Origin of the sequence: Cohaesibacter marisflavi, assembly GCF_900115225.1 — a bacterium.
Lineage (GTDB): Bacteria > Pseudomonadota > Alphaproteobacteria > Rhizobiales > Cohaesibacteraceae > Cohaesibacter > Cohaesibacter marisflavi.
In genome coordinates this window covers 1-12861 of record NZ_FOVR01000029.1, presented here as the reverse complement: position 1 = coordinate 12861, position 12861 = coordinate 1, and the positions used below count along the sequence as shown (strand labels likewise).

At 52.3% G+C, this 12861-nt stretch carries 15 protein-coding genes; 14 read left to right on the top strand and 1 reads right to left on the bottom strand.

Going from position 1 to position 12861, the window contains the following annotated elements; translation table 11 throughout:
* From BM258_RS23855 to BM258_RS23845, 4 genes are all read left to right on the top strand, one after another.
* Positions 1-292, top strand: a 292-nt coding sequence (locus BM258_RS23855) for an integrase core domain-containing protein (protein WP_139229382.1), incomplete at its 5' end; no start/stop codon positions are given.
* A gap of 253 nt (positions 293-545) precedes the next feature.
* The gene (locus tag BM258_RS23850; RefSeq protein ID WP_090075741.1) at positions 546-1673 is read left to right on the top strand and encodes a Fic family protein; all 1128 of its coding nucleotides are present in this window, start codon (positions 546-548) and stop codon (positions 1671-1673) included.
* Between the two features lie 299 nt (positions 1674-1972).
* Complete coding sequence (locus BM258_RS25005) at positions 1973-2107, top strand: hypothetical protein (RefSeq protein ID WP_280141806.1); 135 nt, start codon at positions 1973-1975, stop codon at positions 2105-2107.
* Between the two features lie 702 nt (positions 2108-2809).
* Entirely contained in the window at positions 2810-3529 is a 720-nt protein-coding gene (locus BM258_RS23845) for a Crp/Fnr family transcriptional regulator (RefSeq protein ID WP_244544826.1), read from the top strand.
* Here BM258_RS23845 and BM258_RS23840 read toward each other — a convergent pair.
* Positions 3513-3728, bottom strand: coding sequence for a DUF1858 domain-containing protein (locus BM258_RS23840; RefSeq protein WP_090075740.1), 216 nt, complete (start codon positions 3726-3728; stop codon positions 3513-3515). The genes BM258_RS23845 and BM258_RS23840 overlap by 17 nt on opposite strands.
* A 124-nt stretch (positions 3729-3852) precedes the next feature.
* Here BM258_RS23840 and BM258_RS23835 point away from each other — a divergent pair, with 124 nt between their 5' ends.
* The 10 genes from BM258_RS23835 (at position 3853) to BM258_RS23790 (ending at position 12850) form a co-directional block, all read left to right on the top strand.
* Positions 3853-4305, top strand: a complete 453-nt coding sequence (locus BM258_RS23835; protein ID WP_090075739.1) for a c-type cytochrome — start codon at positions 3853-3855, stop codon at positions 4303-4305.
* An 11-nt stretch (positions 4306-4316) separates the two neighbouring features.
* On the top strand, positions 4317-5666 hold the full coding sequence (locus BM258_RS23830; RefSeq protein ID WP_090075738.1) for a cbb3-type cytochrome c oxidase subunit I: 1350 nt from the start codon (positions 4317-4319) through the stop codon (positions 5664-5666).
* 4 nt (positions 5667-5670) lie between these two features.
* Positions 5671-6465 (top strand): CbbQ/NirQ/NorQ/GpvN family protein, encoded by a 795-nt coding sequence (locus BM258_RS23825; protein ID WP_090075743.1) that lies wholly within the window; start codon positions 5671-5673, stop codon positions 6463-6465.
* A gap of 4 nt (positions 6466-6469) precedes the next feature.
* Positions 6470-8371 (top strand): nitric oxide reductase activation protein NorD, encoded by a 1902-nt coding sequence (locus BM258_RS23820; protein WP_090075737.1) that lies wholly within the window; start codon positions 6470-6472, stop codon positions 8369-8371.
* Between the two features lie 14 nt (positions 8372-8385).
* Positions 8386-8559 (top strand): protein NnrT, encoded by a 174-nt coding sequence (locus BM258_RS23815; RefSeq protein ID WP_090075742.1) that lies wholly within the window; start codon positions 8386-8388, stop codon positions 8557-8559.
* 17 nt (positions 8560-8576) lie between these two features.
* On the top strand, positions 8577-8795 hold the full coding sequence (locus tag BM258_RS23810; RefSeq protein ID WP_210186873.1) for a hypothetical protein: 219 nt from the start codon (positions 8577-8579) through the stop codon (positions 8793-8795).
* A 36-nt stretch (positions 8796-8831) separates the two neighbouring features.
* Entirely contained in the window at positions 8832-10022 is a 1191-nt protein-coding gene (locus BM258_RS23805; protein ID WP_090075735.1) for an NnrS family protein, read from the top strand.
* A gap of 47 nt (positions 10023-10069) precedes the next feature.
* Complete coding sequence (locus BM258_RS23800) at positions 10070-10504, top strand: PAS domain-containing protein (protein ID WP_244544825.1); 435 nt, start codon at positions 10070-10072, stop codon at positions 10502-10504.
* 64 nt (positions 10505-10568) lie between these two features.
* A complete protein-coding gene (gene metB / locus BM258_RS23795; RefSeq protein ID WP_090075733.1) occupies positions 10569-11729 on the top strand; it encodes a cystathionine gamma-synthase in 1161 nt (386 codons plus the stop codon).
* Between the two features lie 350 nt (positions 11730-12079).
* Entirely contained in the window at positions 12080-12850 is a 771-nt protein-coding gene (locus BM258_RS23790; protein ID WP_090075731.1) for an IS6 family transposase, read from the top strand.
* The last annotated feature ends 11 nt before the right edge of the window (positions 12851-12861 follow it).

Below are 12861 nucleotides of genomic sequence, written 5' to 3'. Positions count from 1 at the left end.
CTCTCAGTTTACCAGTTCCGACTGGATTCAGACGTTGACCGGTGCCGGAGTGAAGGTCTCCATGGACGGACGTGGGCGCTGGGTCGATAACCGGATGATCGAACGGCTCTGGCGATCTATCAAATACGAGTGCATCTATCTCAATGCATTTGAGACGGGATCAGAAGCAAGGGCTGGCATTGGAAAATGGATCTCCTACTATAACGAACTACGCCCCCATTCTTCCCATGGCATTCTGACCCCGAATGAGGCCTACAACACGATGAATGGAACAACAAAACTGGCTGCCTGAACAGATAATCAGATCCACCTTATTCAGGCTAAAATTTGGTCGAAATAGCAGGACCATGTATACCATCGTCGATGCAATTTCCCTCGAATAGCCGCTTTGACCGACGGCATCGGGGATCTCGTACCTACAGGAAATCTAAGCAACACACTCTCTTGATCAGTTGGGAACAAATCCTTGACCTTGTGGCGAATGGGACGCATATTCTCATTAAAACGTGCGGTGATTATGCCGCAATTTCGCCGCAGGATGTGAGATGAGCAATACGTGGATCCACGAACGACAGGACTGGCCCAATTTTCGCTGGGATGCCGAGGCTATTTCACTCGCCCTTGCCGACATTCGGTATTGCCAAGGACGTTTGCTTGGTCGGATGGAAAGTATTGGATTTCATCTGCGGCAGGAAGCAAGCCTCGAAACCCTCACGAACGACATCGTCAAATCTTCTGCGATCGAAGGTGAAAATCTGGACCGTATGGAAGTCAGATCTTCTATTGCCAGCCAACTTGGATTAGACGTCGGCGGCATGGTTCCTGTCAGTCGACATATCGATGGTGTTGTCGAGATGATGCTGGATGCGACCCGCAATCATGCAATGCCTCTAACCGAGGAACGCCTGTTTGGTTGGCATGCCGCCTTGTTCCCGACCGGACGAAGTGGAATGCATCGCATATTGGTTGGGGGATGGCGTCCAGCTGAAGCGGGACCCATGCAGGTTATTTCGGGGCCTATAGGTAACGAGAACGTCCATTTTGAGGCTCCAGACGCAACACGGCTCCAAACGGAAATGCAGTCTTTCTTGTTCTGGTTCGAGAGCAAAGGAAGTCTCGACCCGGTTCTTAAGGCAGGCATCGCCCATCTGTGGTTCGTCACCATCCATCCATTCGAAGATGGCAACGGTCGAATAGCTAGGGCAATATGTGACATGGCACTTGCTCGCGCCGATGGTCTGCCTGATCGCTTTTATAGCCTTTCCACGCAGATCGAGCGGGAAAGAAAGGACTATTACATATATCTGGAAAAGCAACAGCGCGGAGATTTGGACATCACCGGCTGGCTGGGATGGATTCTGAACTGTCTGGGACACGCTTTAAGCAATGCAGAGACAGCCCTCGGGCACATCCTGTATAAAGCGCAACTGTGGAATCACATCAAAAGCAATCCCATCAGTGATAGGCAGCGACAGATCATCAATCGCATGCTCGATGATCGTTGGGAGGGTTATATGAACACTTCAAAATACGCCAAACTTGCCGATTGCTCCAACGACACCGCCCTTAGAGATATCCGGACTCTTCTCGAGTGGGACATCTTTGTTCAGAATGAAGGTGGTGGGCGCAGCACCAGCTATCGGTTGGTTGGCCAAAAGGAACTCTCATCCTAATCGGCCTTTTGAAGAGGCGAGACTGCCCTACTCACACCAAGGCACGTTCTTGGTAAAGTAGTTTCTGTCAACAAAAAGGTGCAGAAGTGTAGTTGGCTATGCAGCTACTTGAAAACAGGGTATCCTGCCTTGAGCATGAATTCGAGGGATTTGTCATTGTCGCCAAAAAAACTGCTGGGACTCTTGCTGATCAACCGGAGATGACTGCACTAATCGTTTAGTGACAGCATTCACAACGAAGACGGGCAAACACTGTTTGGGAAGACCTAGTGGTGGATACAGAAAGCAAACGACGTCAAATGATCGATTTCGAAATTGTTCAAAAGAAATGGGAAACCGATCCCGCATTCGTTAAGGCGAAGGAAGAGCTTAAGATCGAATTCGAAATTGCCAGCTTTCTGATCCGGCAGAGAAAAAGCCAACTTCAGAAGTAGTTCAACTATATCAAGATGTTGCCAGTGTTCTAATCTTTAGAAATTTGGACTGCAGGTCACAATCCATTAACGCCGTTCACGAGAGAGATGTTTCATTGAACATCCCATGTTGAAGAGACGATCAGCAGAGGTACTCTTTCGCGTATTTTGATGTACTGCGAAAGCCCAAATGACGTGCCTCTTCTCGACACGACAATACGCTTTAAGCACGAAAGAGGGCTCTGCGCGCCCAGTTCCTCAATCAGAGCGCATTTTCTCGCTTGGCCTGCCAGGTCGTCACCACCTGCGGAATGAAACCCAAGCTCTGAGCAAGCGCTGGCGGATTAATGGTGGTCAGTTTGCAAGTGAAAACCTTTTTGTTTGCAACCTAACTATGTCAAGAAGAATTATGTTGCCTCACTTTAATCATCATGCATCCCCCACCTGTCCGTAAGAGGATGTTTTCCTTGCCATTCTTGTTGAGCATCTTGACTTCAAAGGTTTCTGCAAGTGCACAGCCTCCCATGACACTCGTTAAGATTGCGGCTGTGATAAGTGTGCGAAACATCTGTTTATTTCCTCATTGGTTTTTGATCTAGTGTCGACGATGCTACATCGCGTAATCTATCGAACGTTGTTCTGGCGCAACCTTTTCTATGATTTTCATGGCAGTAACCGAAATGAACGATGGAAGTTGCCTTTAAGAGCCGCTAGACAACGCATATGGAAGACGAAAAGACACTCAAGACGATGCCGAGGCTCGATGAAAGCCTTCTGACGCACATCCCGCCATTCTCTAAGCTGGGTCTGACCGAGATTCGTGAAATTCTCGATCAGGCGAGTTCCCGGCGATATGGGGAAGGTGTTGCTGTGTTTTCGGAAGGTGGCGACGCAGATCGCTTCTTCATGCTGCTCGACGGCTATATCCGCGTCATTCGCATAACCGAGACCGGCGAACAGGTCATCTCTCTTCATATCCCATCCGGGCAGTTGTTCGGTATCGCCAGAGCTCTTGGTCGAGACACCTATCCCGCCACCGCAGTCACCGCTTCGGAGGCCATCATCCTGAGTTGGCCGACGTCGCTGTGGGATCGCTTTGTAATTGACTATGATGGGTTTTCGACGGAGACCTACAAGATCGTGGGCAAGCGGGTCGGTGAGATGAATATGCGGCTTGTGGAAATGGCAACTCAACAGGTGGAACAGAGAGTGGCGAATGCCCTGATGCGCCTGATCAACCAGACCGGACGCAAGGTTGAAGACGGCATTGAGGTCGATTTTCCAATCACGAGACAAGACCTGTCGGAAATGACGGCAACGACTTTGCACACGGTTTCACGACTTTTAAGCGGTTGGGAGAAGCAGGGGCTGATCAAAAGCCGCCGCAAGCGGATCGTCGTAACCAACCCCCACGGTCTGATGCTTCTCAGTCAGCAGCGTTGATGACGTGCTGCAGCTCGGCTCGAAAGCTTTCTTCGTTCAGCTTGTATTCGATGCACGCGTCTTCAATCGTGTGAAACGGATTAACCAGGCATCCCACGCATAACATCTTGTGGCGCAGAAAGACCGTGATCGTCTGCGGCCAAATCTTCATGACTTCATCCAGTGTGAGGTCGGGGCTATCAAGGTGTTTGCGGGTCATCAGACCTGTCCTCCCGCCCCCTATAGTAAGGACGCTATCGCTCCAAACGTTGTTCCAGCACAAACTTCGCCTTCACGATCCAGGTTAGCTGTTTTGGTGAACCCGATTGATTTGGAGGCCGTCGATGGCAGAAATACTGACAAAATCGCGGGCAAGGAATGTGTTTTACGGAGGGTCCCTTTTCTTCGTTGCCGTCTTTATCGCCCTCACCGTGCATAGCCACCTTTACGTGGTCAACACATCAACATCCAAATTGCCCCTCAGTGAAGAGGTGGTCCATGGCAAACGCGTTTGGGAGAAAAACGCCTGCATCAACTGCCACACGCTTCATGGAGAAGGGGCCTATTTTGCTCCAGAAGTTGGCAATGTGATGACCCGCTGGGGCGTCGAGGATGATCCTGAAGGGGCGTTCGAAACCCTCAAGGCCTGGATGGAAGCCCAGCCTTCTGGAATCGAAGGCAGGCGCCAGATGCCCAATTTCAAACTGACTGATGACGACATTCGGGGGCTTGCCGAATTCCTGCGGTGGGCCGACCAAACCGATACACAAGGCTGGCCGCCGAACGACGCGGGCTGAGGGATAGGACCATGAAATATCAATCTCAAAAGGTAGCCAAGGCCTATTTCTATTGCGCCATGGCGTTGTTTGCGGTGCAGGTGCTGGGCGGCTTGATTGCAGGCTGGATCTATGTCTCGCCAAACTTTCTGTCTGAGCTTTTGCCTTTCAATATCATTCGCATGATCCACACCAACGCGCTCATCGTATGGCTTTTGCTGGGGTTCTTCGGAGCCGCCTATTTTCTGGTGCCCGAGGAAGCTGAGCGAGAGCTTTTCTCGGTCAAGCTTGCCTATATCCAGTTGTTCCTGCTGATGGTCGGCACGCTTGGGGCTGTCGCCGGCTATCTTGTCGGCATTCACGAGGGACGCGAGTTTCTCGAACAGCCACTCTGGGTCAAATTCGGTATTCTGATCGCAGCGGTGATCTTCTTGATCAACATTTCGCTGACGGTTCTGGGCGGACGGAAAACCGCCATCACGAACGTGCTTCTGATGGGGTTGTGGCTTTTGTCGCTACTCTGGATCTTTGCCTTCATCAACCCTGAAAATCTCAGTCTGGATAAGATGTATTGGTGGTTCGTAGTCCATCTTTGGGTCGAGGCTACATGGGAGCTGGTGATGGCGGCGATCCTCGGCTATCTGATGCTCAAGCTGACCGGCGTTGATCGTGAGGTGGTGGAAAAATGGCTCTATGTCATCGTCGCAACGGCTCTATTCTCGGGCATTCTGGGTACTGGGCACCACTTCTACTGGATCGGGCTGCCGGGATACTGGCAATGGATCGGCTCCATCTTCTCGACTTTCGAGGTCGTGCCGTTCTTCCTGATGATGTCCTTTGCGTTCGTCATGGTCTGGAAAGGCCGCAAGAACCATCCCAACAAGGCGGCGCTTCTCTGGTCGCTAGGGTCATCGACCGTTGCCTTCTTTGGCGCAGGCGTCTGGGGCTTCCTTCACACCTTGCACGGGGTCAACTTCTATAGTCACGGCACGCAGATCACGGCAGCTCACGGACACCTGGCCTTTTTTGGCGCCTATGTTGCTCTCAATCTGGCCATCTTCACCTATGCGATGCCGATGCTGCGCAACAAGGATCCATACAATCAGGTGCTCAATATGGCCAGCTTCTGGCTGATGACCGGCGGCATGGCCTTCATGACCTTCGTTCTGACCTTCGCGGGAACCATCCAGACCCATATGCAGCGTGTCATTGGCGACTATTACATGGACGTTCAGGACAGTCTGTCGATCTTCTACCTGATGCGCTTCGGTGCAGGTGCAGCGGTGGTTCTGGGGGCGCTGTTGTTCATTTACTCGACCATTGTGGTGCGCAAGCGTGAGATCATCACCCCGGGTGATGCCAACCCTGCAGCTGGAGAATGAGGAGATGAATATGCAGTTGCGTAGCCAGATCCCATACTACAAACCGACCGGAGCGGAATGCGATCTCTTCGAGACCGCATATGACAAAGGTTTGCCCCTTCTTTTGAAGGGGCCGACCGGCTGCGGCAAAACGCGTTTTGTCGAGCATATGGCTGCTCACATGGGCAAGAAGCTCTACACCGTTGCCTGCCATGATGACCTGTCTGCCGCAGACCTGATCGGACGCTATTTGCTCAAGGGCGGGCAGACCCAATGGGTCGATGGCCCGCTCACCCGGGCTGTGCGGGAAGGGGCAATCTGCTATCTCGATGAGATCGTCGAGGCGCGCAAGGACGTCACTGTGGTGCTGCACCCACTTACCGATTCCCGCCGCACATTGGTGATTGATCGGACGTCTGAAGAGCTGACGGCACCAAGTGGCTTCATGCTCGTTGCCTCCTATAATCCTGGCTACCAGAGTGTCCTTAAGCGGCTGAAGCCTTCGACCCGACAACGGTTCCTGTCCATGTCCTTCGATTTTCCTGATCCGGAAAGCGAGATAGCGATCGTCTCCAGTGAAAGCGGTCTGGAAGCGGGACGGGTTGCGCCTCTGGTGCGGCTGGCAGGTCATATCCGGGCCTTGTCCGGCATGGATCTGGAGGAAGGGGTATCGACCCGTCTGTTGATTTATACAGCAACGCTTATGGCCGGAGGGATGGGAGTGGACCGAGCAATCAACGTCGCCATCATCGAGCCATTGACCGACGAACCTGACGTGCAGACCGCTCTGCGCGATCTGGTTTCAACCATCTACGGATAGTCCCATGCACCTGCTCGATTTGATGGAACCAGAAGAAACTGTTGGCAACCTCTGGCATGATATGGCCAGTGGCATGGCTATCGACGTTGGCTTTCCCAAGGAAGCGGTCACGCTTGAAGGGCTGGAAGCCAGCCTCATGCTGCTGTTCCGGGCGTTGGGAGGCAGCGTTTCCGTTGAGCTGGTGCCATCCCCGGCCACTGTCGTAAAGCATCGGCGAACGCATTTGCGAAAACTCGGAGCAGAGCGGGATCGGGAATGGATCGCGCACTATGACGGGGAACGTGTGAGGCTGCCGCCGGTCATGGCGGCCTTTCCTGATCGGGGGCTCAATCGCTCCTGCTATTTCTGGCTAGTTGCGCTGGCGGCTCTGCATCGGTCTTCGGACTTTGCTTCTTTCACGTCTGAAGCGATCGCGCCCCAGTCGGACTGGGTGCAAATTCAGACCAACCAAGGTGCGATTGTGCGGGTTCTTGAAGCGTGCCCCGGTCTTGCCGGATCGTATAAGCAGATGTGCCGGTTTCATCTTCAGCACCGGCGCGCATTGCCCAAGGCTGGCGTGGAGGCCCAAATCGAAGCGGCGGTTGTTGCCGTGCTCAAGGGTGAGAATGCACATGCACCGGCATCCTTGACTGGAGCTGTGCGAGGCTACGCGCCATTTATCATGCCACCAGTCTGGCTCCGGTTTGACCCTCCGGGCTCGGGGGCGCCAAGTCATGAACAAGCAGGTGAGGATCCGGTCATGGCCTCCTTGGGGGCTGTTGCGTCCAGCAAGGTTGGAGAACGCAAGGAACAGGACCAGACCAGCCGCAAAGATAGCTTTATCATCCACCGGTTTGAATCGATCCTCTCATGGGTCGAGTCCATGAATATCAATCGAAGTGTAGATGATGATGACCTCGACAACGCCCAGAAGGCGGCGGAAGATCAGGACCACATCACCCTGTCCAAGCATGATAGGCGGGTTGCATCCCGGCTGAAGCTCCATCTCGATCTGTCACCAACCGATGCCATGCATGAGAAGCTGGCAGGCGAGCATATCTATGACGAGTGGGACCACCGGACGCAGAGCTATCTGGATGGGCATTGTCGCATTCTGGAAGCGCCTGCACATCTAAACGCAGATGAGGTGTTCGTTGCGGATCCGCGTCGCATTCGGGCAGTTCGCAGGCAATTCGAAGCTCTCCGGCCCCGGCGTAAGATTCAACCACGCCAGATTGACGGGGCTGAACTGGATCTGGATGCTGTGATCTGCATGCAAACCGATCTCATGGCAACGGGCTATGGCAGTGACCGGATCTGGCAGGATCAACGCCAGAGCGAGCGGGATCTGTCCGTTGCCTTCCTCATCGATACTTCCCGTTCAACGGAAGCTGCCATTGGTGATACGTCCGTCATTGATGTGGCCAAGGACGCTATGACGGCCCTTGCCTATGGCATTGATGCTGCCGGAGATCATTTGGGGATCTGGAGCTTTTCTTCGCTCAAGCGCGACCGCGTGTTTGTTACCAAGGTCAAGGATTTCCCCGATCCGATGACACGGGGGATTGCCGACAATATTGCCTCCCTGAAGCCGGGACATTTCACCCGTCTGGGCGCAGCAATCCGTCATGTCTCGAATAGGCTCGAGAAGCAACCGTCGGCGCGCAAATTGCTCATTGTTCTGACCGATGGCAAGCCCAACGATCTTGATCACTATGAAGGTCAACACGGGATTGAGGACAGCCACATGGCCGTTCGTGAAGCGAGACGGGCAGGGCTCACGCTGCACGGCGTCATCATCGACGAAGATGGGCAGGACTGGTTTGCCCGGATCTTTGGGCGGGGAGGGTTCACGCTGCTGCCTCATCCGGAACGTCTGACGCGTGCCTTGCCCGAAATCTATCGTACGTTGACAAGAGACCAATGAAAGGGAAATTTGCCATGCGTTATCTGATGTTTGCGCTTTCTATGCTGCCCACGCTTGCTGTGTCTGCACCTTATGATCGCCCCATTCCGCAAGCCCAGTCGGCAACCGCTGAATTCTGGTTCGGCCTTGCCAGCGTCGCGCTCATCGTCGCCCTTTACTGCGTGCATCGCATGGTGTCGCGGCGATGAACAGGCAGGGCTGGTCAGTGCATCAAATTACACTTGCACTTTACCCCTTCGGGGCAGGAGCGATGGCGGTCAATGCATTCTTCGCATCCCTGATCGGCAGCTGGATGGGTGGACCTGTTCTGTCGACCAACATCGCGCTTGTGGTCGGTGCAATCATCGGCCTGCCTGCCACCTATACCTTCGCTCGCCATATCCGAGCGCTCATGGATCGGGCTGATGACACCTCCCATCATTGACCCACTCCCAACCAATTTTGTCCAAGGACTTTGCTTATGACCCAATCATCCGCAGAACAAATGAGACGCTGGCAGGGTCCTGCGATCCTGAGTTACGGCTTTCGGCCCTTCTTTCTCTTCGGCGCCATATGGGCGGCGGTAGCGATGGCCCTATGGATCATGGCGCTGGCAGGGCGGGTCGATCTACCTAGCGTCATGGACCCCGTTTCTTGGCATGCTCACGCCTTTCTATTTGGCTACACCGGAGCGATCATCGCGGGCTTTCTTCTCACTGCAGTTCCGAACTGGACCGGGCGACTGCCCGTCGTCGGATGGGCGCTAGCTGGGCTTGTCGGACTTTGGGGAGCTGGACGACTGAGCGTGCTGTTCTCAGCCTTCCTGCCTGCGTGGATCGTTATATCCATAGACCTTGCATTCCCATTTGTTCTGGCTTTGGTCATTCTGCGTGAAATCATTGCCGGCAGAAACTGGCGCAACTTGATTATCCTGTTGCTGTTGGGCGTTTTCGCTGCCGCCAATCTGACGTATCATGTTGAGGTGCTAAACGGAGATTATGCAGCGCAAGGCCATGGCTCGCGCCTGGGGCTTGCGGCCGTCATGTTGATGATTGCAGTGATTGGCGGACGCATTGTGCCGTCTTTCACGCGTAACTGGCTGGTGCGGGAAGGCAAGGGGCATATACCTGCTTCACCGATGCAACTGTTTGACAAGTTTGTTTTGGTTGTTAGTGTTCCGGCATTTCTTACCTGGGTTTTATTGCCCGGAAGCACAACCACAGCATGGATGCTTTTAGCAGTCGGTATAGCGCAGGGAGTGCGACTGGCACGTTGGAAGGGTGTATACACATTTGGAGAGCCTTTGGTGGCAATTTTACATGTCGCCTATCTGTTTGTTCCGCTCGGAGCTCTCGCAATGTGGGGTGCTATTTTGCGTCCAGATATTCTGCCTGTTTCAACTGCGCAACACTTTTGGATGGCCGGAGCGCTCGGCGGCATGACCCTTGCGGTAATGACGCGCGCCTCTCTTGGTCACACCGGACGCAGTCTGCATGCCGGGTCAGGAACTTCAATAATCTACCTATCAATTGTTGGTTCAACGTTTGTTCGGGGCGCCGCTGGGATTTGGCCTGAGGAGAGCTTGTACCAATTAGCCGGAGGACTCTGGATCTGCGCCTTTGTGCTCTTTGTGACGATATACGGTTCGATGCTCGCAACTCGGAAAATCTAGACAAAGAAATGATTGTCAGAATGTTCAAATAAAGAAAAGGAAAAGACGTGTTTGGTTCAGAAATTGAAAAAATGGTAGCAGAGACAATCGTAAAAAAATCTGCTGATGCAATAGTGGGGACAGATAGAGATGGTTGTATTAATTTTTGGAACGCCGGATGTGAGCGGATATTTGGATACGATGCGAACTTTGCAATAGGGAGTACGCTAGATATTATTATTCCTGCCAATCTGCGCGCACGGCACTGGGAAGGTTGGCAGAAAACCATTGCTACCGGTGAAAGCCGCTACGGCGCCGGAGATCTGTTATCTGTTCCTGCTGTATCTTCGAATGGAACGAAAATTTCGGTAGAGTTTACTATAGCTATGATCCACGACGATGACGGAGAACTGTGTGGTTTAGTTGCAACAATACGTGATGTTACCGAGAAATTCTCTCAAATGAAGGAACTACGCAAACAACTGGCCGCACTTTCTACCTAGCAAATACGGTGATCAGGCAACTGTCTAGTCACTTCATCCACGCCCTTACCGCTTTGGAAAAACGATGAAAAAACCAACCGAAAAACCTCAACTTCCTAAAACGATTGCTGCGGCCTATGGAGTCGCTTGCGATAGCTCATTCGGAGCCGTCTCTCCTCCACTTTACTTATCAAGCACATACGAATTTTCAGGGTACGATCAACCCCGCGCCTTCGATTACGGTCGTGCGGGCAATCCAACGCGGGCTCTGGCTGCTGAAGCGATTGCAGCTTTAGAGGGGGGAGCGGGAGCCGTAATGACATCCAGCGGACTAGCCGCAATCGACCTCCTTGTAGGCCGACTACCGGTAGGCGCTAAGGTTGTAATTCAAAACGATTGCTATGGTGGCACACTGCGCCTGCTGAAAGCGCGTGAGAAGCTCGGTTATATTCAATTGATAGTCGTTGACTTTTCGGATCTCAACGCACTTGAAGCTGCAATAAAAAAAGGTCCTTCGTTGCTATTTATCGAGACGCCTAGTAATCCGCTAATGCGTGTTTTTGATATTGCAGTATTGTCAAGTCTTGCGAAGAGATATGGCGCTAAAACTGTAGTGGACAACACATTCTTATCTCCAGCTCTTCAACAACCGTTGTCATTAGGGGCTGACTATGTTGTTCATTCTACCACTAAGTTCCTAAATGGTCACTCAGATGTTGTAGCGGGAGCATTGGTGGCTTTAAACGACGAAGACTGCCAAGAACTGAATGATTGGTCGAATATTACTGGGGCAATATCATCCCCGTTCGATAGTTGGCTTACATTGCGTGGAATTCGAACACTATTCGCTCGAATGGAGCAACAAGAAAAGAATGCTATGACTATTGCAAACCATCTCAATAATCATGGTAGTGTATCTAAAGTTTATTATCCTGGTTTGACAACTCATCCAAACCATGAACTAGCAAAAAGGCAACAGCAGGGTTTTGGAGCAATGCTGAGCTTCGAACACAAGGACGGAGAGACAGGAGTTCGAAAGCTTGTTGAGACAGTGAAGACGTTTACTTTGGCCGAGTCTTTAGGTGGTGTCGAAAGTTTGATCGCTCATCCAGCTACGATGACACATGCTGATATGGGAGCTGAAGCAAGAAAAGCGGCTGGAATCTCAGATGGGTTACTTAGGTTGTCGGTAGGGTTAGAACATATAAGCGATTTGATCGAGGGCTTAGATGCAGGCTTGTCTTAAACCTGCATTCCTCAGCTTTTTATAGTTCCAGGCGAATTCCACCACAAGTGAAATAGCGAACTGAAAATGAGGTACCTTTGAAGCCCCTAGCAGCTGAGTTGAGAATACTGTTTTCTCGCTCTACTCCTTTACCATTCTGAACCACAAATCGGCAGTCAATGCAAATTATTGGCTCCTGGGCCCAGTTCAAGTGCAAATATACTAATTCCTATCTACATTCTGCGAAACTGGAGACACATTCATGACACGAAAATCCATGGAGCTTGTTTGTCCTGCAGGGACTCCGGCAGGCTCTGTTGCAAAAAATTAGATCATCTGCTTCAGAGTGATGTTTTCAGCGGGAGCAGGGCATGCATACGCACTTCAAGTGGCGCCATTTTCAGGGTGATGTGATCTTATGGGCAGTCCGGTGGTATTGCCGGTACGGTATAAGCTATCGGGATCTGGAGCAAATGATGACAGAGCGTGGCGTTCCCGTGGATCACTCAACGATCTATCGCTGGGTTCAGAAATATGCCCCTGAAATCGAACGTCGACTGCGCTGGCAGTGGCATTCGCCTCGTTCTTCCAGCTGGCGGGTTGATGAAACGTACATCAAGGTGCGGGGAAAGTGGGCCTATCTCTATCGAGCGGTAGACAAGTTCGGCAACACGATCGATTTCTATCTCTCGGCGACCCGGAATGCCAAGGCAGCGAAGCGGTTTCTGTCCAAGACGTTGAGGCGTGTCAAGAAATGGCAGAAACCAGCCATCATCAACACTGACAGGGCTGCGCCTTATGGGGTCGCTCTCGCTGAGTTGAAGAAGGAAGGTAAGTGCCCGAAAGATACCGTCCACCGCCAGGTGAAGTATCTCAACAATGTTGTCGAGGCCGATCATGGCAAGTTGAAGCAATTGATCAGGCCTGTTCGTGGGTTCAAAACGATGAAAACAGCGTATGCGACCATCAAGGGATTTGAGGTTATGCGCGCCTTGAGAAAGGGGCAGGCCAATCATTTCAATCTCTCAAATGACATCCTTGGAGAAGCTCGGATTGTCGAGCGGGCCTTTGGTGTTGGTCCGGGAGCTATAGCAGAGGCTATCACTCTGCTCGAGAAAAGAGCATCGAGCTCTATGGCCTAAGTGGCAGCCGG

Excerpts from the sequence above, each read along its gene's own strand:
- BM258_RS23850 (WP_090075741.1), top strand. The coding sequence starts at position 546 with ATGAGCAATACGTGGATCCACGAACGACAGGACTGGCCCAATTTTCGC.
- BM258_RS25005 (WP_280141806.1), top strand. The coding sequence starts at position 1,973 with ATGATCGATTTCGAAATTGTTCAAAAGAAATGGGAAACCGATCCCGCA.
- BM258_RS23845 (WP_244544826.1), top strand. The coding sequence starts at position 2,810 with ATGGAAGACGAAAAGACACTCAAGACGATGCCGAGGCTCGATGAAAGC.
- BM258_RS23840 (WP_090075740.1), bottom strand. The coding sequence starts at position 3,728 with ATGACCCGCAAACACCTTGATAGCCCCGACCTCACACTGGATGAAGTC.
- BM258_RS23835 (WP_090075739.1), top strand. The coding sequence starts at position 3,853 with ATGGCAGAAATACTGACAAAATCGCGGGCAAGGAATGTGTTTTACGGA.
- BM258_RS23830 (WP_090075738.1), top strand. The coding sequence starts at position 4,317 with ATGAAATATCAATCTCAAAAGGTAGCCAAGGCCTATTTCTATTGCGCC.
- BM258_RS23825 (WP_090075743.1), top strand. The coding sequence starts at position 5,671 with ATGAATATGCAGTTGCGTAGCCAGATCCCATACTACAAACCGACCGGA.
- BM258_RS23820 (WP_090075737.1), top strand. The coding sequence starts at position 6,470 with ATGCACCTGCTCGATTTGATGGAACCAGAAGAAACTGTTGGCAACCTC.
- BM258_RS23815 (WP_090075742.1), top strand. The coding sequence starts at position 8,386 with ATGCGTTATCTGATGTTTGCGCTTTCTATGCTGCCCACGCTTGCTGTG.
- BM258_RS23805 (WP_090075735.1), top strand. The coding sequence starts at position 8,832 with ATGACCCAATCATCCGCAGAACAAATGAGACGCTGGCAGGGTCCTGCG.
- metB (WP_090075733.1), top strand. The coding sequence starts at position 10,569 with ATGAAAAAACCAACCGAAAAACCTCAACTTCCTAAAACGATTGCTGCG.
- BM258_RS23790 (WP_090075731.1), top strand. The coding sequence starts at position 12,080 with ATGCATACGCACTTCAAGTGGCGCCATTTTCAGGGTGATGTGATCTTA.